Annotated in this window: 23 protein-coding genes; 6 read left to right on the top strand and 17 right to left on the bottom strand. The window is 59.9% G+C overall.

The window, feature by feature from the left end:
• Positions 1–156 precede the first annotated feature (156 nt).
• The 14 genes from fliP to ACST81_RS20420 all read right to left on the bottom strand — a co-directional run bounded on the left by fliP (position 157) and on the right by ACST81_RS20420 (position 10,111).
• Positions 157–894: a flagellar type III secretion system pore protein FliP gene (gene fliP, locus ACST81_RS20355; protein WP_325465158.1), complete on the bottom strand. Its 738-nt coding sequence runs from the start codon at positions 892–894 to the stop codon at positions 157–159.
• Positions 895–901: 7 nt separating this feature from the next.
• Entirely contained in the window at positions 902–1,450 is a 549-nt protein-coding gene (locus tag ACST81_RS20360; protein ID WP_438750182.1) for a flagellar basal body-associated FliL family protein, read from the bottom strand.
• A gap of 51 nt (positions 1,451–1,501) precedes the next feature.
• Entirely contained in the window at positions 1,502–2,212 is a 711-nt protein-coding gene (flgH, locus tag ACST81_RS20365) for a flagellar basal body L-ring protein FlgH (RefSeq protein ID WP_438750183.1), read from the bottom strand.
• Positions 2,209–2,700 carry a MotE family protein gene (locus ACST81_RS20370; protein WP_438753722.1) on the bottom strand — a complete coding sequence of 164 codons (492 nt, stop codon included), beginning with the start codon at positions 2,698–2,700 and terminating at the stop codon, positions 2,209–2,211. Before ACST81_RS20370 ends, flgH begins: the two co-directional genes overlap by 4 nt.
• 50 nt (positions 2,701–2,750) lie before the next feature.
• Positions 2,751–3,866 (bottom strand): flagellar basal body P-ring protein FlgI, encoded by a 1,116-nt coding sequence (locus tag ACST81_RS20375; RefSeq protein ID WP_438750185.1) that lies wholly within the window; start codon positions 3,864–3,866, stop codon positions 2,751–2,753.
• Complete coding sequence (gene flgA / locus ACST81_RS20380; RefSeq protein ID WP_438750186.1) at positions 3,863–4,384, bottom strand: flagellar basal body P-ring formation chaperone FlgA; 522 nt, start codon at positions 4,382–4,384, stop codon at positions 3,863–3,865. Before flgA ends, ACST81_RS20375 begins: the two co-directional genes overlap by 4 nt.
• Before the next feature lie 17 nt (positions 4,385–4,401).
• Entirely contained in the window at positions 4,402–5,190 is a 789-nt protein-coding gene (gene flgG, locus ACST81_RS20385; protein ID WP_438750187.1) for a flagellar basal-body rod protein FlgG, read from the bottom strand.
• A gap of 12 nt (positions 5,191–5,202) precedes the next feature.
• Positions 5,203–5,538 carry a flagellar hook-basal body complex protein FliE gene (locus tag ACST81_RS20390; protein WP_438750189.1) on the bottom strand — a complete coding sequence of 112 codons (336 nt, stop codon included), beginning with the start codon at positions 5,536–5,538 and terminating at the stop codon, positions 5,203–5,205.
• On the bottom strand, positions 5,538–5,957 hold the full coding sequence (gene flgC, locus ACST81_RS20395; protein ID WP_438750190.1) for a flagellar basal body rod protein FlgC: 420 nt from the start codon (positions 5,955–5,957) through the stop codon (positions 5,538–5,540). The genes ACST81_RS20390 and flgC overlap by 1 nt, the downstream gene beginning before the upstream one ends.
• A 5-nt stretch (positions 5,958–5,962) precedes the next feature.
• Positions 5,963–6,343, bottom strand: a complete 381-nt coding sequence (flgB, locus tag ACST81_RS20400; RefSeq protein ID WP_438753724.1) for a flagellar basal body rod protein FlgB — start codon at positions 6,341–6,343, stop codon at positions 5,963–5,965.
• A 244-nt stretch (positions 6,344–6,587) separates the two neighbouring features.
• Positions 6,588–7,115, bottom strand: coding sequence for a flagellar protein (locus tag ACST81_RS20405; RefSeq protein ID WP_438750191.1), 528 nt, complete (start codon positions 7,113–7,115; stop codon positions 6,588–6,590).
• A 2-nt stretch (positions 7,116–7,117) separates the two neighbouring features.
• The gene (gene fliI, locus ACST81_RS20410) at positions 7,118–8,524 is read right to left on the bottom strand and encodes a flagellar protein export ATPase FliI (protein ID WP_438750192.1); all 1,407 of its coding nucleotides are present in this window, start codon (positions 8,522–8,524) and stop codon (positions 7,118–7,120) included.
• Positions 8,525–8,604: 80 nt separating this feature from the next.
• Positions 8,605–9,330 carry a flagellar basal-body rod protein FlgF gene (gene flgF / locus ACST81_RS20415; RefSeq protein WP_438750193.1) on the bottom strand — a complete coding sequence of 242 codons (726 nt, stop codon included), beginning with the start codon at positions 9,328–9,330 and terminating at the stop codon, positions 8,605–8,607.
• 1 nt (position 9,331) lies between these two features.
• Positions 9,332–10,111, bottom strand: a complete 780-nt coding sequence (locus tag ACST81_RS20420) for a DUF1217 domain-containing protein (RefSeq protein WP_438750194.1) — start codon at positions 10,109–10,111, stop codon at positions 9,332–9,334.
• 184 nt (positions 10,112–10,295) lie between these two features.
• Here ACST81_RS20420 and motA point away from each other — a divergent pair, with 184 nt between their 5' ends.
• From motA to ACST81_RS20450, 6 genes are all read left to right on the top strand, one after another.
• Complete coding sequence (gene motA, locus ACST81_RS20425; protein WP_438750195.1) at positions 10,296–11,174, top strand: flagellar motor stator protein MotA; 879 nt, start codon at positions 10,296–10,298, stop codon at positions 11,172–11,174.
• Between the two features lie 4 nt (positions 11,175–11,178).
• On the top strand, positions 11,179–12,126 hold the full coding sequence (locus tag ACST81_RS20430; protein WP_438750196.1) for a FliM/FliN family flagellar motor switch protein: 948 nt from the start codon (positions 11,179–11,181) through the stop codon (positions 12,124–12,126).
• 60 nt (positions 12,127–12,186) lie between these two features.
• Complete coding sequence (gene fliN / locus ACST81_RS20435; protein WP_438750197.1) at positions 12,187–12,795, top strand: flagellar motor switch protein FliN; 609 nt, start codon at positions 12,187–12,189, stop codon at positions 12,793–12,795.
• A 28-nt stretch (positions 12,796–12,823) separates the two neighbouring features.
• Positions 12,824–13,855 (top strand): flagellar motor switch protein FliG, encoded by a 1,032-nt coding sequence (gene fliG, locus ACST81_RS20440; protein WP_438750199.1) that lies wholly within the window; start codon positions 12,824–12,826, stop codon positions 13,853–13,855.
• Positions 13,856–14,159: 304 nt separating this feature from the next.
• Entirely contained in the window at positions 14,160–15,242 is a 1,083-nt protein-coding gene (gene flhB / locus ACST81_RS20445; RefSeq protein WP_438750200.1) for a flagellar biosynthesis protein FlhB, read from the top strand.
• Positions 15,242–15,688: a hypothetical protein gene (locus ACST81_RS20450; protein ID WP_438753726.1), complete on the top strand. Its 447-nt coding sequence runs from the start codon at positions 15,242–15,244 to the stop codon at positions 15,686–15,688. The genes flhB and ACST81_RS20450 overlap by 1 nt, the downstream gene beginning before the upstream one ends.
• 38 nt (positions 15,689–15,726) lie before the next feature.
• Here ACST81_RS20450 and visR read toward each other — a convergent pair whose 3' ends face one another.
• From visR to fliF, 3 genes are all read right to left on the bottom strand, one after another.
• Positions 15,727–16,476, bottom strand: a complete 750-nt coding sequence (gene visR, locus ACST81_RS20455; RefSeq protein ID WP_438750202.1) for a transcriptional regulator VisR — start codon at positions 16,474–16,476, stop codon at positions 15,727–15,729.
• 11 nt (positions 16,477–16,487) lie between these two features.
• On the bottom strand, positions 16,488–17,228 hold the full coding sequence (gene visN / locus ACST81_RS20460; protein ID WP_438750204.1) for a transcriptional regulator VisN: 741 nt from the start codon (positions 17,226–17,228) through the stop codon (positions 16,488–16,490).
• A 931-nt stretch (positions 17,229–18,159) separates the two neighbouring features.
• Entirely contained in the window at positions 18,160–19,854 is a 1,695-nt protein-coding gene (gene fliF, locus ACST81_RS20465; protein WP_438750205.1) for a flagellar basal-body MS-ring/collar protein FliF, read from the bottom strand.
• Positions 19,855–20,077 lie beyond the last annotated feature (223 nt).

A 20,077-nucleotide genomic window follows, 5' to 3' on the forward strand; every position in this document is an offset into this window, starting at 1 on the left:
AAATGCCGGGCGAATATCAGAGCCCCCTCAAACACGAATAGCGCTCACCGGGTCGATGCGCGAAAAATTTTATTGTATTAAATCAAATAGATAATGGAAACAGGGGCGGAGCATTCCGGTCAGGAAATTGACCGTTCATTAACCACGAATGGCAGATCAGTTGAAAGATCTGACCAAGCTGCCGACGAGCAGGTTCCAGCCATCGATCAGGACGAAGAACAGGATCTTGAACGGCAGTGAAATTGACGTGGGCGGCAGCATCATCATGCCCATGGCCATGGTGATGGTGGCAACGATCAGGTCGATCACCAGGAAGGGCAGCATGATCAGGAAGCCGATCTCGAAGCCGCGCCTGATTTCGGAAATCATGAAAGCCGGGACGACGGCGCGCAAATCGACCTTGTTATCGACGACGACGGTCTGCCCCTTCTCCTGGGCGATATCGACGAACAGCTGCAAATCCTTGTCGCGCGTATTGGCGAGCATGAACTCGCGGAACGGTTCCGAGATGCGGGTCATCGCCTCGGTCTCGTTGATCTGGTTCTGCAGGAGCGGATTGACGCCCTCCTGCCAGGCGCGGTCGAAGGTCGGCGCCATGACGTAGAAGGTCATGAACAGCGCCAGGCTGACCATGATCATGTTGGAGGGCGTGGTGGCCAGTCCCATGCCCGAGCGCAGGATGGCGAAGGCAATGACGAAGCGCGGAAAGCTCGTCACCATGATGAGGATGCCCGGCGCCACCGACAGGACGGTCAACAGGCCGAAGGTACGGATGATCCAGGACGCCACCGAGCCATCGACGGGCGTATTCAGGATATCGCTTGGGAAGCCCTGCGCTCCCGCGATACCCGACATCGCCACCATGGCTGCTATGAATGCGACTGTACGGATCATGTGCGAATCATTGGATGACGAAGGTCCTGAAGATCACATTGGTTACGCGCCCTTCGGAGCGAAGGTCAACCCGTTCCTCGATATCGTCCTTGAGATACTGAAAGCCGCGCGGCCCCTGGATCTGCTGCAGCGACACCGTCTTCATGTAGGCGGCGATATCCTGGTGGATCTGCGTTGCGACGGACACGTCGGGCGCGCCCTTGAACAGCAGCGCGACCTCGAGCCGGACCCAGTTCTCGGACGGATAGGCAAGGTTGGTGGTGATCGGATCGAGCTGGACGACGCCGTTCGCCTCGGTGGCGATCAGCGGCAGCCCCTCGTCCTTCTTGGCGGCCTGCTCGCCGCCCGCCGATTTTTCCGCGGCTTCCTTGCTGGCAACGGCCGCTTTCGCCGCCTCGATCAGCTTGGCTTCTTCCTCGGTGATCGGCTTGGGCGCCAGCATGCCACCGACGACCCAGCCGCCGCCGCCGGCAATCAGCGTCAGCACGGCAAGTGCTGCGATCAGGATGATCGGCGATGATTTCTTCGGCGCCGCGTGGGCTGTCTCTTCTTCCATCTTCCAAATCCATCAAGAGCAAGCCGCGACGCTCGCGGCGGTATCGAAGCGTCAGATCGGCGAGACGATGTCCATGACCTGTTGACCCCACGGCGGCTGCTGCACTTCGCTCAGGCGACCGCGGCCACCATAGGAGATGCGCGCTTCGGCGATCTTGTCGTAGGAAATCATGTTCTTCGCGTCGACGTCATAGGGACGCACGATGCCGGCGACGTTGAGGATACGGATTTCGTGGTTGACCCGGACCTCCTGCGAACCGCTGATCAGCAGGTTGCCGTTCTCCAGGACGCCGGTGACGACAGCCGCGACCAGCAGGGCAAGCTTCTCGGATCGCTCCGTGGTGCCCTCGCCCTTCGTCTTGGTATTCGAGCCGTAATCGAGGCCACCCTTCCAGCCGAAGTCGCTGGTCTGCGAATTGCCGTTCGCGCCGATATTGAAGCCGCTGTCATTCGTGCGGCTCCGGTCGGTCTTGTTGTCGAACGAGGCCTTGTCATCGATACGGATGTCGACGGTCAGGATATCGCCGACCTTGAGCGCGCGTGCGTCCTTGAACAGCGCCGCCTGGTTGTCGCTCCACAGCGAATAGCCATTGGCGACCTGGCGCGGCTCCTTCGGATACATCGCCATCTGCGGGGTCTGGGCATATTGCAGACCGCTGCCGATGGGGCTCATCGACGGCGCCCTGCCAATCTCGCTAAATGTCTGGTTGGTGCATCCCGACACAAGGCTTGCAGCGAGGAGAACCGAGAGCGGATATTTCATGACGGTTCCTTTGATGTCTGTGAATCGCTGGCGCTGGAAATGATATTCGTGAGAACCGCCGCCTTTTCGCTGGTCATCTCGCTGAGGATCAGGCTCGACTGGCGCGGCGGCAGCTTCATGACGATGGCGGCCGCGATGGCGGGATTGACGAGCTCAAGCTGTCCCGCGGCTGCGTCGGCCTTCATGGTCTTGTAGATATCGACCAGGCCGAGTTCGGCCTGCTTGAGGAAATCGTTGCGGCGCTTCAGCCAGTCCTCATATTCCGCCCGCCGCTCTTCGAGCTTGGCGATGCGGGCATCGACTTCGGCCTGCAGGTCTTCCAGGTTCTTCTTCTGCAGGAGGTAACGCTGATCGCGCGCGGCGTCGGCGATATTGGTGCAGAACTGCTGGATCTCGTTGCCGTTTGCCGGAACGGTCGTGACGGGTGCTGCCACCTCCTGCGCAAACGCGCCGGGCATGGCCAGCATGGTGCCGACCGCCGCGATCATCACGAGGCGACGACGCAAGCTGTTGGAATGGCCAAGGAAACTATGTTCGGTCATTGCAGTACGAGCTCCGCCTGGAGGGCTCCGGCTGTCTTGATGCCCTGGAGAATGGAAATGATGCCGTCCGGCTTCACACCGATACTGTTCAAGCCGGCGACCAGCGATCGCAGGTTGGACCCGTTGAGGATGGCGACCGTGCCGCCGTCCTGCGATGCTTCGATCGTCGTGTTCGGCTCGACGGCCGTTTCGCCGCGCGAGAAGGGCTCAGGCTGGATAATGGTCGGCGTTTCGGAAACCTGGACCGTGAGCGTGCCGTAACTGACCGCGACTTCGTTGATGCGAACATCCTGGCCGATGACGATGGTTCCCGTCCGCTCGTTGATCACGACACGGGCCGGCACGTCGGTTTCGACGACCAGGTTCTCGATATCGGCCATCAGCCTGGAAAGGTCGGCCATTTTGGGCTTGTCGATGACGACCGACTGGGAATCGCGCGCCTCGGCGATGCTTCCGCCGAACTGGGATTTGCCGTATTTGTTGATCGCCGCCGCCATGCCGACAGAAGTCGAGAAGTCGGGATTGCGCAATTGCAGGACCAGGCTGAAGGCGTCCTTGAACTTGGCCGGCAGTTCGCGCTCGATGATGGCGCCATTCGGAACGCGGCCGGATGTGGTAACGCCCTGCGTGACCGACGCGGCATCGCCCTGCGCGCTGAAGCCGGTGACCACGACCGAGCCTTGCGCGACCGCGTAAATCTGGCCGTCGGCGCCGGAGAGCGAGGTCATGACCAGCGTACCGCCGCGCAGCGAAGTGCTGTCACCGAGCGAACCGACGGTCACATCGATGCGGCTGCCGGGGCTTGCGAACGGCGGCAGGTTGGCGGTGACCAACACGGCGGCGATATTCTTCGAGCGGGATTCGCCGCCCTGCGTCGAGATGCCGAGATTCTGCAGCATGGCGCGCAACGACTGCTCGGTGAACGGCGAGGAACGAAGGCTGTCGCCGCTTCCCTGCAGGCCGACCACGAGACCATAGCCGATCAGCTGGTTTTCACGGCCCGACTGCAGCGAGGCGATATCCTTGATGCGCGATGCCGCTTGTGCCGGCGTGATCGTCATCGCGAGCACGGCCAGGCATGCGAGGCACCATTTGCCGAAACGAAAGATCATTTTGCCACCACGTGAATTGTGCCGTCTTCCATCACCGTTCCGGAAACGATGACGCCGGAATCGGTGTTGCGAACCCGGATGAGATCACCGACCGCGGCATTCTCCAGCGGTGCACCGCCGGCCGTAATGGTGAGGGGTCCGTTGGTAAAGACGATCCGCACCGCCTTGCCTCGCTCGACGGCATAGGGATCGCGCAGTCCGGAAACGAGGATGACGCGACCGGCGAGAAGCGTTCGGCTGGTTACCTTGCCGGTGACCTGGTCGATGGATATCGCGTAATCGCCTGTCAATGCCGGGTTGGTGACCTCCACCGCTTCCAGTTGGCTGGCCGTGATGACTTCGCCGGGATAGATCGTCTGCGTGGGAATGACCGCCATGCGTTTTTCGGCAAGGGCCGCATCCGCGGACATCAGGCATGCGCAAATGGAACCGGTGACCGCCAGCGCCCGCAGAAGAAATCCCCTGCGGGTGGCGACGCCAGTCGTGGTCGATGCTTTTCCAGTCCGGCGAAACGTCATGTTTGCCATTCCCCCTTTTATCTCAGGTTCTTGCTGACCGTGCCGGCCATTTCGTCGGCGGCCTGAATGATCTTCGAATTCATTTCATAGGCGCGCTGCGCGGAGATCAGGTCGGTGATTTCCTTGACCGGATCGACGTTCGACGCTTCGAGATACTTCTGCTTGATCTGGGCATAGCCCGGATCCGCCGGCGTGCCGATGACCGGATTGCCGGATGCGGGCGTTTCCTTGAACAGGTTGTCGCCCTGCGGCTCGAGACCGGCTTCGTTGACAAAGTTGGCGATGGTCAGCTGGCCGATCGAGGTCGGGATCGAGCTGCCGTCGATCTTGGCGAACACTTCGCCGGATGTGGAAACGGTAATCTCGCTCGCATTCGGCGGAACCGTGATGGCCGGGGCGACCGCGTAACCGTCGATGGTGACGAGCTGGCCGGTATCATTGGTATTGAAAGCGCCGGCGCGGGTATAGGCCGTTTCGCCATCCGGCATGTCGATCTGGAACCAGCCGCGCCCGACAAGCGCGAGGTCGAGATCGTTGCCGGTGGAGATCAGGCTGCCCTGCAGATGCAGATTGCGCACCGCCGATGTCTGCACGCCGAGGCCGACGATCGCGCCTTCGGGAACGATAGCCTGGTTGGCGCGGTTCGGCACGCCCTGGGCGCGTTCGGTCTGGTACAGGAGGTCGGAGAACTCCGCCCGCGCGCGTTTGTAACCGGTGGTGTTGATGTTCGCGATGTTGTTCGCGATCACTTCCAGGTTGAGCTGCTGGGCATTCATGCCGGTCGCGGCGATCGAGAGAGCCTTCATGATATCTGTCCTTTAGATCGGCATACGTGCGATTTCGAGATAGGCGCTGACCACCTTGTCGCGGATGGCGATGGCGGTTTGCAGCGACTGCTCGGCATTCATGACGGCGTCGACGACTTCGCGGGTGTTGGCCTCGCCGCGGATGCCCTGGATCGAAGCCATCTCCGACTTCTGCAGGCTGCCGACCACGTCACTGGCCATGCTGCTCATGACATCGGCAAAGCTTTGGGACTGGCCGGCTGCCGCCGCGCCGCCGAGAATGCTCTGCGCCGATGCGGTGCTTGAGGAGGATGCGACGTCCTTGACGGTGGAAATCGCCGCGCCGATGGTCTGGATTGCATTGATCATTATTGCGAAGCCTTCAGAAGGTCGATGGTTGCGGAAATCAGATCACGGGCCTGGCGCGTGGTCTGGAGATTGGCCTCGTAGGAACGGTTTGCTTCCCGCATGTCGGCCATTTCGATGAGAACGTTGACATTCGGCAGCTTGACCATGCCCTTGTCGTCCGCCGCCGGATTGCCCGGATCGAACTCGATCGTGAAATTGGAATCGTCGGTGCCGAGGCGCTGGACCTCGACGGTCGATGCGCCGCTGATGCGATCGATTTCGGCTGAGAAGCTGACCGTCTTGCGACGATAGGGATCCGCGCCTGGCGCATCGCCTGTCGAGCGCGCATTGGCGATGTTTTCCGAAACGACGCGCAGGCGCGTCGATTCCGCTTCGAGACCGGAGGCCGATACCTTGAGAGCTGAAACCAGAGGATCCATGGCCGTTATTTCCGTACCGTCATGAGCATCATCCGGTGAAACGCTTTCACGAGCCCCGCATTGAGCTCGTAGTCGCGCTTGATCTGACCGGTTTTCATCAGTTCGCTTTCCAGCTGCACGCTGTTGCCCGACTGCTCGACCTGCGCATCGCTGATCATGCTGGTTTCGGTCACCTGGGCAGCCATGGCGCCTTCGGTGAAATGGGCTGGGTTGGTCGCGGCCATCTGAACGCCGGTTTGCTGCATCACGCTCTGGAACGGCTTGACGTCCTTGGCGGCGTAATGCGGCGTATTGGCGTTGGCGATGTTCCCGGCCACGACGTTCTGGCGAACTGCCAGCCATTGCGCCTGCCGGGACGCGAGATCAAAAAGCTGTATAGGTTGCATCATGCGACTCCATGCTTGTTGCATCCGAACCTAGGGAAGCAATCTTGCGTGGGACTGATGCGGATGGCGCTTTGACGGCAACAGCCATCATTGCTGCAACGGCAGTGTTCTCCTGCCTTGCATTGTGGTCCGAGAACCGGAAAATTGAGAACGGGAAATGATTTGGCGCGTCATGAACCATGCTGCTGCGCATGGCCATGGGGCGCATGCGCAGCAGGGGCTGCCGGCGATCAGGATCGCGCGGTCATTCAGCCCGATAGATTTCGCCCTTGGAGGTGATCATCACCCAGCGCCCGTCGCGCTGTTCCAATGTTGCAAGGCGACTGTTGTCCGGCAAGGTCGAACCGATCTTGACAATATACATGCCGCTGCTGTCTTCGATCAGCGCACGGCCATTGGCCACATGCATCAGGCGAAAGCCGCTGGCAGCCGGGAACGGCTGTTCGCGGTCGTCTTCGACGCCAGCCTTCTGGAGCCCGCCGGGCACTGTCGCCGTGGTCAGTTGGTCGAGGGCGGCCTGTGTGTCCGGGTCGCGGCTCAGCGCGGCGATCGGCGAAGCCTGTCCGCCATTGCCCGCCGGCATTTCGCTCACGCTTCCCTGCCAGAGCGTCGGCATCGAGAATTTGTCCTGATGCAGAAAGGCGTACCAGGGAAAGAAAGTGGCAAGTGCGGCCAGCGCGATGCCGGTCGCGCCCAGCGCCTTGTCGATGATCGGCGTACGTTCGGTGCGCTTGCGCTGCGGCACGATTTCGTCGGCGTCGTAATCTGTCACCGTTACCCCCTCGCCCGCGTGTTCTGCGCAGTCCCCTGGTTACCCATGCCGGCTGCCGCCTTGAGCGCATTCGCCAGATCGGTAAACGCATCGAAAGCCGGCTTTTCGCCGGGTGTCTGTTTGAGAATGTCGTAGATCACCGGCACCTGCTTGATCGCCATGTCGAGATCGGGATCGCTACCCGGCCGGTAACCGCCGATCAGCCGTAGGTCGCGGGTTTCCTCGAAACGGTGGATCAGCGACTTCAGCCGCGAAACCAGCTTTTCCTGGTCCGGCGTCCAGGCCTTGCGCGCGAGACGGGAGACCGAGGCAAGCGGATTGACCGGCGGGTAGCGTCCCTCTTCGGCCAGGCTGCGGTCCATGACGATATGACCGTCGAGAATACCGCGCGTCGAGTCGGCGATCGGGTCGTTGTGATTGTCGCCATCGACGAGAATGGAGATGATCGCCGTGATTGTCCCTGCCCCTTCGGCGCCCGGGCCGGCACGCTCCAGCAGGCGCGGCAGTTCTGTGAAGACGGAGGCCGGATAGCCGCGCGCGATCGGCGGCTCGCCGGATGCGGTCGCGACTTCACGGATGGCGTGGGCAAAACGGGTGACGCTGTCGACGATCAGGAGAACGTTGTCGCCCTGGTCGCGATAATGTTCGGCGATCGTCACCGCCGTCAGCGGCGCCATCTTGCGCAGCATCGGGCTTTCATCGCTGGTGGCGACGACGGCAACCGATTTCGCCAGGTTGTCGCCCAATGTATCTTCGATGAATTCGCGCACTTCGCGGCCGCGTTCGCCGACCAGCGCGATGACGACCTTGTCGAAGGCGTCGGCACGGGCAAGCATGGACAGAAGCGTGGACTTGCCGACGCCGGAGCCGGCGAAGACGCCGAGACGCTGGCCAAGGCAGAGCGGCGAGAAGATGTCGATCGCGCGCACGCCGGTGCGGAACCCATGTTCGACCCGTTTGCGGGTCATGGATGGCGGCGCGGTGTTGGAAATCGGTCGGCGGATATCGCCTTGCAGCAGCGGGCCGCCACCGTCGATCGGCTCACCCAACGAATTGATGGTGCGGCCGCACCAGGACGCCGTCGGCGCAATGCGGAAGGCGCCCTTGCGGATGACCGTGTCGTGGATGCCGATCGGATCGCCCGGCTCGATCGGGCAGACCACCACGGTTTCCTGCTCCACCTTGACGACTTCACCGAGATGGGTACCGGTCGAACTCTTGTGGGCGACGAAGTCCCCGAGCCGGACATGCCGGGAAAGACCGCTCACCGTGTAATAACCCGCCGAAATCGACTGGACGTGACCACCCGGTGCGATCGAGAATTCCGGATTGGAATAACGCCCGACCAAGCCGGCAAGCGCTGCCAGCGATGTCGAGGAATTGCGGATCTGGATAGGCTCGTTCTGCATTCCGGCTCCTGCCGTCTTTCCTGCCCTGCCTTCGACGGCTCACCGGGCTGGCTTCAGTCGTTTCTTGATATCGGTGATGGCTACTTGCTGCCGCCCAGCGTCTTGATCGCTTCATCGAGCGAGCCTTCGCTGTCACGCAGCAGCGCCGTGATGTTTTCGAAAGCACGCGACACCATGATCAACTGCGACATTTCCTGGACGGGATTGACGTTGGATTCCTCGACATAGCCCTGCATCACGCCGACATCCATGCGGTCAACAACCGGCTCTGCCTGCGAATTCGGAATGACGGAGCTGTTGTCGTAGCGCGAAAAGCCGTTGGCGAAATTGGCTTCGTAGAGACCGAGCGCCGCGACTTGGGTGCCGTTCTGCTGGATCGAACCGTCGGCGCCGACCTTGATGTCGCCCGCCTGATTATTGAGCTGGATCGGACCGCCGCCGGCATCGAGAACCGGATATCCCTTGAGCGTGACGAGATCGCCGTTTTCCGTCAGCGTGAAGCGACCGTCGCGGGTCAGCGCGGTGCCGCCGGGCGTATCGATCTGGAACCAGGCCTCGCCCTTGACGGCGAAATCGAGCTGATTGCCGGTGCGGCTCAGGCCGCCATTGTTGGTGTTGAGGAATTCCTGTCCTTCGGACACGAAAGATACTTTCGTCGGCTGCGTGTCGCCGAGAAGCTGATTGAATTTAACCTCGGTCGAACGGAAGCCGACGGTCGTCGAATTGGCGACGTTGTCGGCCAGCGTGTTCATGCGTTTTTCAAGCGCCATCTGGGAGGAGACAGCAACATAGAGACCGGTTTGCATATCAGCGTCCCCCGAGTTTCAGCGTATTGATGGAAAGAAGCAGATCGGAGGAAATGCCGTAGCCGCTCGACGAGCCGAAGACCGCGAGAGGATCATAAGGGTCGGAGGAATGGTCGATTTCCCACAGCGCCGTGAAGCGCTCGAGCAGCTTCGTCAGCTTGGCCGGATCCTTGAAATCCTTGATATTGATGTTTTTCTCGATCGTCTCGGCCTGCTTGTCGATATCGGAAGCGGCGAATTCGTCGGGCATTTGCAACAGCGTGCGCGCGACCTGCGCCAGCGCATTGTCAGCGAGCAGGCCATAGGCATTGGTGATGGTGGGCGCCATGCGTTCGAAATAGAGCGCCAGTCGGACACCGGAATTTTCCTGGCCGGCATTCTGCTCGAGCGTCTGGCGGGCATATTTGTCTGCCACGCCCCTCTGCGCCTTCTCGAAGGACGTTGCCGCCGTGCCCTGGCGAGCAAAGTTCAGGGATTCGACCAGGTCTGTGTAGCGGCTGTCGGTGAGCTGCTTGGCAAAGGCGTCTTCCGTGTCGATGCCTTCGGTCAGTACCTTGCGCATGAAGGCCTTGGCGTACCCCATGTCTTCGAGGCCGTGAGCCTTCATCGCGTAATTATAAAGTCGCGTGTCGGCGAAGAAATCATCGATCGTTTTCACGTTGCCGATGTTCTCGAGATAATACTCCGTCTCGCGGGCGACATCCGGTTGTTCGGATACCCGTTCAAGCGACTTGGACAGGTTGCCTGCTATCATCTGGTAGCTGGTATAGGTCGTCGTCACGACGTTTCCCCGTTCATCCATTGGAAAGAGCGCCCATTCGCGCCGATCATGCGGAAATTGCCGCAGCTTGCTTGCGCGAACCTGTTTGCACGCAGAGGCGGCAATCGGGGTCAACAGCCAGCCTCACGCAAGGCTCAAGGCCTAACCATACCGTCGAAAATCCATCATTGCGGCAGGTATCGACATGAACATCATTATCGGTCTGGTCTTGACCATCGGCTGTATCCTTGGCGGCTTCATCGCCATGGGTGGCCATATGGAAGTTCTGAACCAGCCGTTCGAGCTCGTCATCATCGGCGGCGCCGGCCTCGGCGGTTATGTCATGGCGAACTCGATGAAGGTGCTGAAGGACACCGGCAAGGCGCTCGGCGAAGCCTTCACCCACAAGGTTCCAAAGGAGCGCAACTATCTCGACACGCTCGGTGTGCTCTACAGCCTGATGCGGGACCTGCGCACCAAATCGCGCAACGAGATCGAAAGCCACATCGACAATCCCGATGAATCCTCGATCTTCCAGTCGGCGCCGACGGTTCTGAAGAACAGGGAACTGACGGCCTTCATCTGCGACTACGTTCGCCTGATCATCATCGGCAATGCCCGCAGCCACGAGATCGAGGCGCTGATGGACGAGGAGATCAACACGATCACCCATGACAAGATGAAGCCCTATCATGCCCTGACAACGATGAGTGATGCCTTCCCGGCCATCGGCATTGTCGCCGCCGTTCTCGGCGTCATCAAGGCCATGGGCGCGATCTCGGAAGCGCCGGAAGTGCTGGGCGGCAAGATCGCTGCCGCACTCGTCGGCACGATGCTCGGCATCTTCCTGTCCTACTGCATAGCCAGCCCGGTGATCGCCAACGTCAAATCGGTCCGCGAAAAACAGAACCGCCTCTACATCATCGTCAAGCAGACGCTGCTTGCCTATATGAACGGCTCGGTTCCCCAGGTGGCGCTCGAATACGGCCGCAAGACCATCTCCGCCTACGAGCGTCCGTCGATCGACTCCGTCGAGCAGGAAATGATGAACCCGGGCGGCGGCAGCGAAAGCAAGGCGGCTTGATCGGATGACTTCGGCTTTGGAAAACAATGTCTACAATTTCGACCGCAAGCTACTCGCCCGCATGACCGGCGCGCTCGGGGACAACAAGACGATCGGCAAGCTCTGCGCCGATCTCGGGCAGGTCTTCACCGAATTCCTGCCGGATATCTTCCAGAACGAAACCGGCCTCGACATCGAGATCGGTTATGGTGGTTTCGACACGGGACTGAAGTCCGAACTGATCGCCAAGCTGGGCAATGGCGTGGCGCTGAGCGACACCATCCTGCGCAACTGGTGTCCCGATTTCATTCTCAGCTGCGACAGCCCGATCATCATCACCCTGATGGAAGTCTTGCTCGGCGCTCCGCCGACCGCGATCGAAGAGCCGAAGCCCCGCAACCTCTCCAATATCGAGCTTGATGTCGCGACGATGGTGTTCGAGAAGATCGCCGAAGTACTGAAATCGGCCGTCAATGCGCCTGGAGGTTTCGAGCCGACCTTGAGCCGGCCCTACAATGCCAGCCAGCGCCCGGCCGCCGATCCGGACGTCGCCGATGTCTACGCGGCCTGCGTCAACGTCACCATGGGTCTCGGTCCGGTTCTGTCGACCTTCTCGATCATCGTGCCGCAACAGGTTCTGCTGAAGACCAACATCGTTTTCCCCAAGGGTGTCGGACAGGCCCGCAAGGCCAAGACGGCCTGGACCGAACAGCTCGAGCAGCAGGTCCGCCGCTCAGCGGTCACGCTGGAGGCGCGCATCAACCTGCAAAGCCTGACACTCGATACGATCAGCCGTCTGCAGCCGGGCGACGTCATTCCCTTCCAGGACATCAAGGACGTGCGCGTCGAGGTCAATGCCAACGGCCGCGACATGTATACCTGCGAATTTGGCCGCTCCGGCGCCAAGTACACGGTGCGGATCAAGGATACCCAAGGCTCGGAGAACGACATCCTCCGTCACCTCTTGAGTTAAAAATCCCCTGCCTTACCCGGCAACATGGTTGGGGCAAGTTTCAACTGGAATAGTTTGCACATGGCTACGAAGAAAGCATCAATTGACGACCAGACGATCCTGAACGCCGGCGACGCCGAGCTTGATCAGGCGATCGACGATCTGCGTGGCGTCCTGCAGAGCGACACCACCGGAGCGCTGCCGCAAACCGATTTCGGCATGGATTTTGGCGCATCGTCGACGCTGGGTGAAACATCCGATTTCGGCAGCCCCTTCGAGAGCACGGACAATGACCTCGCCAGCTTCGGCGGCGACAGCTTCGGCGATCTCGACAGCGGTTCCACCTCGTCGTTCGATACGGGCTCGTTTGGCGGCAGCGATTTCGGTGGCGGCAGTTTCGAGGAACAGGCGTCGAGCGAACCGGGCAGCGGCATGTCGGCGAACATGGACCTGATCATGGACATCCCGATCGATGTCCAGATCGTCCTCGGCTCCAGCCGCATGCAAGTTTCGGGACTTATGAACCTGACGGAAGGCGCAACGATCGCGCTTGATCGGCGGATCGGCGAACCGGTAGAAATCGTCGTCAACGGCCGTGTCATCGGTCGCGGCGAAATCACCGTTCTCGATGAAGATGAAACACGTTTCGGTGTGAAGCTCATCGAAATCAAGGGTGCCAGTAAAGTTTGAACCCGGTTAGGGTCAAGAGGATCGATCCATGATGGATTTTGACAGTTTTGAAAGTACGGCGGTTTCCAAGCCCCTCTCCCAGATGGACAAGGCTGCGGCTGTTCTCCTTGCAATGGGCAAGCCCATTGCCGGCAAGCTGTTGAAATTCTTCACACAGAGCGAGTTGCAGGGCATTATCGCCTCGGCGCAGTCGCTCCGCTCGATCCCGCCCCACGAGCTTGAAATCCTAGTGAACGAGTTCGAGGACCTGTTTACCGAAGGCGCCGGCCTGATGGACAACGCCAAGGCGATCGAAGGCATTCTCGAAGAAGGCCTGACGCCGGACGAAGTCGACGGCCTGCTTGGCCGCCGCACCGCCTTTGCCTCCTATGAAGCCAATATCTGGGATCGCCTGCAGGATTCCGATCCGGTCGCCGTCGCACAGAGCCTCGGCAAGGAACATCCCCAGACGATCGCCTATGTCCTGTCGATGATGCCGTCGACCTTTGGCGCCAAAGTTCTGCTGCAGCTACCGGAAACCGACCGCGCCGATATCATCAACCGCGCCGTCAACATGAAGAATGTCAGCCCGAAGGCTGCCCAGATCATCGAGACCCGCGTCCTCGAGCTGATGCGCGAACTCGATGCCGACCGCAATTCGACCGGCTCGATCAAGATCGCCGAGGTCATGAACGAACTGGAGAAAACCCAGGTCGATACGCTGCTGGCCTCGCTCGAATCGATCAACACCGATTCGGTCAAGAAGGTCCGCCCAAAGATCTTCCTGTTCGACGACGTGCTGACCATGCCGCAGCGCAGCCGCGTCCAGCTGTTCAACGACGTGTCCGGCGACATCATCACCATGGCGCTGCGCGGCTCCAATATGGACCTGCGCGAAGCAGTGCTCGCCTCGATCGGCGCGCGCCAGCGCCGCATGATCGAATCGGATCTCGCCTCCGGCGACGCCGGCATCAATCCGCGCGATATCGCGATTGCTCGCCGCTCGATCACCCAGGAAGCCATCCGTCTCGCCGCCAGCGGCCAGATCGAGCTGAAGGAAAAGGCTGCCGTCGCAGCCTGATCCACGCTTCCGCTTTTCCCAAACGTGTCGCGATCTTTCAGATTCGCTCCTTACGCTTTAGCTTTTGTTTTGGCGCGCGTCTTTTCGCAAAACCGCTGCACACTTTTGCGAGACATGCTTTAATTCCCGCGAGTTTCTGTGAAGCGCCGGTTTTTCGGCGCTCTCGCCCCTTGCATGCCCCAAGGCCTCGCTCCACAACGGTCTCGACGGCGAAAGCCGTCGTGGAGCGAACGATCCCTGTCGCACTGACCGGAATGTCGATTCGTCTCCGCATCGAGGACGCAGGGCATGAGGTCTTCATCCGATGTCGGACGATCAGGACAAGGAAAGCAAAACAGAAGCCGCGTCCGAGAAAAAGATCGCCGACGCGATCGAGAAGGGCAATACGCCGTTCTCCCGCGAAGTGACCATGTTCGCCTCGGTTGTCGCCATCTACATCTTCATCGTCTTCTTCCTGCCGCAGGGCGCCGCGACCGTCGCCGAAGCACTCAAGGACATTTTCGAGCAGCCGGAGGCCTGGCGCATCGAGACGTCGACGGATGTGGTCGCGCTGATCACGCACCTGTTTTCCAAGGCGGGCGCCCTGCTCATCCCGTTCTTCGTCCTGCTGATCGTCTTCGGTATCGGTTCGTCTGTTCTGCAAAACCTTCCGTCGCCGGTGCTCGACCGCATCGCGCCGAAGATGAACCGGATTTCACCGGTTTCGGGCTTTACACGCATCTACGGCATCCAGGGCCTCGTCGAGTTCGCCAAGGCGCTTTTCAAGATCCTGATCGTCTCGATCGTCATCGTCCTCACGCTTTGGAACGATTATTACGCCTCGCTCGAATCGATGTTCTCCGACCCGTTGACGATCTTTTCGACCATGTCCGATGATCTCAACCAGATCATGATCGTCATCCTGATCGCCACCGCCATCATCGCCATCGCCGACTTCTTCTGGACGCGCCACCACTGGCATACCGAGCTTCGGATGACGAAGCAGGAGGTCAAGGAAGAGCTGAAGCAATCCCAAGGCGACCCGCTCATCAAGGCACGGCTGCGTTCGATCGCCCGCGACCGGGCGCGGCGGCGCATGATCACCTCGGTTCCACGCGCCACGCTCGTGATCGCAAACCCGACCCACTATGCCGTTGCGCTGCGATACGTCCGCGAAGAGGGCGACGCGCCGGTGGTAGTCGCCAAGGGACAGGACCTCGTGGCGCTCAAAATTCGTGAAATGGCGGAGGAAAACGGCATTCCGGTTTTTGAGGATCCGCCTCTCGCACGCTCAATGTTTGCGCAAGTCTCGGTGGATAGTGTGATTCCACCGGTGTTTTACAAAGCAGTCGCTGAACTCATTCACCGGGTCTACGCAACGCAGCCGAACACGAAACGGATGACGTAATCCCGATGAAAAAATGCGAATATTCCGAACAACGCGAGAAAATTGTGGCCGAAGCAATCCGTCCGGTAGCGACGGAATTGCGGCTGATCGATGCGGCCGATTTCATCGCGCTGCTGCGGTTCGAATCGCATGCGAGCCTGACCGACCTGGTCTCGTCCGCTGCCGAACTCTATTTTCTGCCCGGCACGGTGAATTTCGGCATCGGCGGTAATTACAAGCTGGACTGGGACTGCGTGCCGGAAATCACGCTGGACCTCGAACTGAAGCCGGATGGCGTCACGGTCTACGCCCAGCTGGCTCTCGGCAAGGATACCGCAGGTCTCGAGATCAACCACATCGCCTTCCAGACGCCTTCCACCGACCCCGATGAGAATACGGCATTCCTGGCGGACAGCCTGAACGCCGCGAAATTCGTCAGATCCTATCCGACCGCTCTTGCGAGTTGAGGTCGCGATCCCGGCCATGACGGCCGAAAACAATCCCTTTAGCTGATATAACCGAGACGAATGGCCTTGGCGATCGCCTGGATTCTATTGACCGAATCCAGCTTGGTCGTTGCTGCGCCGAGATAGGCATTGACGGTATGGACCGACAAACCCATTTTTTCGGCGATTTCTTCGCTGATGTAACCGTCGCCGGCCATCTGCAAGCAGCCGATCTCGCGATCGCTGAGCGTTTCGGAGGGCGCCATGCGGCGCTCGTCGGCAGCGAGAAGGTCGGTCATGATGTGGCAGCTGCGGCCGTGCAGATCGATGATGACCTCACTCGTCAGGTCGATATAGCTGCCGGTAAAGATGACGTAGCCATTGCCCTGCGCGCCGAGCCGGACCGGAAAGGCGATGGCCGAATAGGGCAAGAGGCGCGCGGTGAACCGGTGGGTGAAGCGGGCAAAATCGGAGGCCTCGGCCGCCTGATGTTCGCCCATGCCGTTCCACATCACCGGAAGCAACGAAGAGTCCAGATGCGCCAGCATATCGGCGCCATAGGCCGTGACCAGTTCGTGCGCGGCCGTCTCTGCCGTGACGCCCCAGTTGTCGATGACGCAGGTCAGTTTGCGCGCCGATGGCAGGCTGTTTCCGTTCAGGCGCAGGACGGCAAAGTGCTTGGCGTTGATCTGCTTCTGCATCGCCTGGAGCCGGGCCACGAGCGTCGCTGCGCGTGATGCCCGGGCCGCCTGTTGCCGTCCCGACTTGCTATCGTCCGGCGTGCGTGAATTCGGAAGGAAATGGGTCATGGCCGGCTTTCCTAGACGAGGTTGTTGCGAACGGCGTAAGCGATGGCCTCGGAACGGGTCTTCGTGGCCGTCTTGCGCATGACGCTGGTAATGTAGTTGTTAATCGTGTTGCGCGAGATCCCGAGAATGACGGCGATCTCGTCGCTGGTCTTGCCTTCGGCAATCCAGAACAGGCACTCGAGCTCACGCTCGGTCAGTTCGAAGTCGCGGTCACAGCGCACGCTGCGCCCGGTGGTGAAGCTGGCGAAGTAGCCGGTAAGCAGGCCGACATCACGGAGGCTTTCCTGCGACAGGATCACATCCTCAGGGAAGAGGAGCATCAGCGAGAGGCGCGTGCGGCCGACATTGAAGGTGATGGCACAATATTCGCGGCTGATGCCGCGGCTGACGTCGATGTCGTCCGGCAGCGTCATGAAGACCGGCTGCATCACCGACAGGCATTTCTCCATCTCGTTGGTCTTCGAATGGAGCTGGGACATGACCTTGCCGAGCCGCTTGACGACGTCGAACGGCCAGTCGGAGCAGACGACGAAGTCGAGACCCTCGTCCTGCGACAGGTCGTACCGCGCCAGGAGATAGTGGGTTGCGCCCACATAGTCCGTCAGGGCCGCGAGCCCCTTGTTGAGGTTACCACGCTCGGCGAATTCACCGAGTTTGCGGATCAGTTGTTCCTTGGAAAAGGCCCGTCCAACACCGCGCACCGTGGCGACCGGCGCAGGCCAGATCGCAATCTCCGTCTGTAGAGCATCCATGACATTACCCCCGTGATGGATTCGTCCGTGCTCATTGAAGCGTTTTCCGCCGCCGCCGCCGGCAACTGTGTCTGGGTATTCCGCCGTCCCGGACACACGCAAATCAGTACGCGAATCACTACATAAAATGTACATTGCTCCCTACGAAAAACTACTGCCTCCATATCGGGATTTACTTTTCACAAAATCCGTGAACCGATTCGGGAAATCATTGTGAAAGCCGAGAGTTGCATTCGCCAAATCGCGGACCACTCAGAATAACAAATTGATATTAAACTAGTTTTATAACCGCCCATCGTTTTTTATCCACCGCGACAGAGGTGAGCGGTTGCGAAAATGGCTCGCAATGGCTGAAAATCGACGCGACAAATCACCTGTTTTACGACTTGCCACATTTGTCAAGTTTTCATTTTCTTATTTGTTTTCGTATGATGTTGCGAAATTGCATCAACATCTTTCAAGGGTAGATTTTGTAACTCTGTGCAAATAACGCAGTTAACCTTTAAATATTATCTTTGTAATATTTGAGTCCCGCTGAATCTAAACTGAATCAATGAATCTATACCCTCACCGTCGACGGCAATGATTAAGGCAAAGACTCACTGTCCCCAGGAAAAAATTAACGATTTGTTAAATATAACGAATCTCGCAGCACGCCATTACGTCGATCGAGTCGGCTGCGGTTCTTCTCAACCCGGTTAGCCGTGGCTGAATACAGAAAGCAAAGACGGGTGTATTTTAAGGACAATCGGCGACGCGGGCTTCTACCCGGATCCACAGCCAAAACCGCGCGCGGCTACGGCCAGTACACGGCCCTCACAAGCTACAATCCTCAATTGAACCCGCATACTACTTGGACAGCCAAAAGAAAACCCGCCGGAGAGGCGGGTCATCAGGTTCGATCGGTTCGGGTGGGAGTTTGCAGCCCGGCTCAGGCGGCCTTGTCGGCGACCCACTTGCGGAGAATCTTGGCGGCGCGTTCCTCGCTGATCTCCACCATGCGCGAGAGCCTGCGTTCCGGACCTTCCTTGACCTTGCGGTTGAAGCCACCTTCGCTCTCGTCGCCCAGGCTGAGAAGGTCGTCGGTGCTGTCGAAGCCAAAATCGGAACCGAAGCCTTCCATGAGAGCGCCGCCGGCGGCGCTGCCGGTCGCGGCAGGAGAGAAGTCCGGCAATTCGAGGCCGACGGCTTCGTTCTCGACGAGAGCCGTGCCGCCACCGGCGCCGAGCCCCATGGAGCGGGCCAGGGGACGCATGCCCATCCAGACCACCACGAAGGCGACCGCGACGAAGGCAAGCGCATTGATGATGCCACTGAGGTTGCGGGTCAGCGTTTCCATGACGCCCGGGCCTGCGACCGGCTCGTCGAGGAGCTGGGTGTTGACGAAATCCATGGCGGTCAGCGTGATGACGTCGCCGCGAGCCGGGTCGAGGCCGACGGCCGAGGAAACGATCTTCTGCATTTCCTGGATATAGGAGTCGATCTTTGCCTGGTCGGCGCCTTCGCCAACCATGGCGGCGACGCGACCGCGGTTGACGACGACGGCGACGGAGAGCTTTTCGACCGTGTAGCTGCTCTTGACGGTCGCGACCGTCTTCGAGTTGATCTCGTAATTGGTCTGCTCTTCCTTCTTCTCGGTCTGGTCGTTCGACTGCGGACCGGAGGTCGCGCCCTGCGGAGCGGCCTGCGGGACATTCTGCTGCACCGTGGCGGCGTTGTCGGCTTGCTGCTGGCTGGACTTCTGCTCTTCCTTGGTGACGCGTGTCGAACGCTCGACACGGGATTCCGGATCGAAGACCGTTTCCTGAATCTGCTGGGTATCGGTGTTCAGCTTCGCGGTAACGCTGGCGCGGAAATTGTCCATGCCGAGGAAAGGTGCAAGCGCCTTGTCGATATTGCTTTCGATTTCGTTCTGGACGTTCTGGACGATGCCGAGCGACTGGTTCATCGCGCTGTTGGACGGATCGTCGCCCGAGGCCAGGAGCTGGCCGGCCGAATCCAGGATCGTCACGTCGTCGATGCTCAGACCCGGAACGGACGATGCCACCAGATGGCGGATCGATGCGGCCGAGGAGCGGCCGACACTGGCATTGCCGCGGATCATGACCGATGCCGTCGGCTTCTGTTCCGTCTTTCTGAAGCTGCCGCGGTCGGCCATGACGATATGGACGCGCGCGGCGGAAATTCCGGAAATCTGCTGGATGGTGCGGGCAATTTCGCCTTCGAGGGCACGAACGCGGGTCACTTCCTGCATGAAGGAGGTCAGACCCAGCGATCCGACATTGTCGAACAACTCGTAACCGGCATTGGCGCTGTTGGGCAGGCCTTTGTCGGCAAGCAGAAGACGGGCCTTGCCGGTCATGCCGACCGGGACTTGAATGCTTGTGCCGTCCGCGCCGACCTCGAATGCAATGTTCGCCTCTGCCAATGCGACGCTGACCTGATTGAGGTCAGTGGTCTCGAGCCCGACATAGAGCGATTCATAGGCTGGTTTGTTGACGTAGAGCCCGGCGGCGAGAACGATCCCGACCGCGATAACCCCGGCCGATATCAGCGCGATGAGCTTGCCCTGTCCGAGATTGGCCAGATTTTTCGTGACCGTCGAAAGTTGATCCAACAGATTCATTCTGTTTCCGCACCCAGTGGCGCATGTTCCGTTCGGGCAACATCGCCCGGGGGAGTTAACATGCGCAGATCCAAACATTCGGGTTTCTGTGTCGATCCAGCGCCTATGGCTTCGTCAAATCACGCGCAAATCTACCAGTCCCGATTGGCACACTAGAAAACGAAACTTGCGCGAACTTGTCTTAGGAAGCACTTTCGACAGCGATACGGAAAGGATTGCACAC

The organism is Pararhizobium sp. O133, from assembly GCF_051669845.1.
Taxonomy (GTDB): Bacteria; Pseudomonadota; Alphaproteobacteria; order Rhizobiales; family Rhizobiaceae; genus Pararhizobium.

Coding starts and splice junctions, on each gene's coding strand:
- flgH (WP_438750183.1), bottom strand. CDS start 2,212: ATGAAATATCCGCTCTCGGTTCTCCTCGCTGCAAGCCTTGTGTCGGGA.
- flgG (WP_438750187.1), bottom strand. CDS start 5,190: ATGAAGGCTCTCTCGATCGCCGCGACCGGCATGAATGCCCAGCAGCTC.
- flgB (WP_438753724.1), bottom strand. CDS start 6,343: ATGCAACCTATACAGCTTTTTGATCTCGCGTCCCGGCAGGCGCAATGG.
- fliI (WP_438750192.1), bottom strand. CDS start 8,524: ATGCAGAACGAGCCTATCCAGATCCGCAATTCCTCGACATCGCTGGCA.
- ACST81_RS20360 (WP_438750182.1), bottom strand. CDS start 1,450: ATGGAAGAAGAGACAGCCCACGCGGCGCCGAAGAAATCATCGCCGATC.
- flhB (WP_438750200.1), top strand. CDS start 14,160: ATGTCGGACGATCAGGACAAGGAAAGCAAAACAGAAGCCGCGTCCGAG.
- ACST81_RS20430 (WP_438750196.1), top strand. CDS start 11,179: ATGACTTCGGCTTTGGAAAACAATGTCTACAATTTCGACCGCAAGCTA.
- motA (WP_438750195.1), top strand. CDS start 10,296: ATGAACATCATTATCGGTCTGGTCTTGACCATCGGCTGTATCCTTGGC.
- fliF (WP_438750205.1), bottom strand. CDS start 19,854: ATGAATCTGTTGGATCAACTTTCGACGGTCACGAAAAATCTGGCCAAT.
- visR (WP_438750202.1), bottom strand. CDS start 16,476: ATGACCCATTTCCTTCCGAATTCACGCACGCCGGACGATAGCAAGTCG.
- flgA (WP_438750186.1), bottom strand. CDS start 4,384: ATGACGTTTCGCCGGACTGGAAAAGCATCGACCACGACTGGCGTCGCC.
- ACST81_RS20370 (WP_438753722.1), bottom strand. CDS start 2,700: ATGATCGCGGCGGTCGGCACCATGCTGGCCATGCCCGGCGCGTTTGCG.
- flgC (WP_438750190.1), bottom strand. CDS start 5,957: ATGGATCCTCTGGTTTCAGCTCTCAAGGTATCGGCCTCCGGTCTCGAA.
- fliN (WP_438750197.1), top strand. CDS start 12,187: ATGGCTACGAAGAAAGCATCAATTGACGACCAGACGATCCTGAACGCC.
- visN (WP_438750204.1), bottom strand. CDS start 17,228: ATGGATGCTCTACAGACGGAGATTGCGATCTGGCCTGCGCCGGTCGCC.
- ACST81_RS20375 (WP_438750185.1), bottom strand. CDS start 3,866: ATGATCTTTCGTTTCGGCAAATGGTGCCTCGCATGCCTGGCCGTGCTC.
- flgF (WP_438750193.1), bottom strand. CDS start 9,330: ATGCAAACCGGTCTCTATGTTGCTGTCTCCTCCCAGATGGCGCTTGAA.
- fliP (WP_325465158.1), bottom strand. CDS start 894: ATGATCCGTACAGTCGCATTCATAGCAGCCATGGTGGCGATGTCGGGT.
- fliG (WP_438750199.1), top strand. CDS start 12,824: ATGATGGATTTTGACAGTTTTGAAAGTACGGCGGTTTCCAAGCCCCTC.
- ACST81_RS20390 (WP_438750189.1), bottom strand. CDS start 5,538: ATGATCAATGCAATCCAGACCATCGGCGCGGCGATTTCCACCGTCAAG.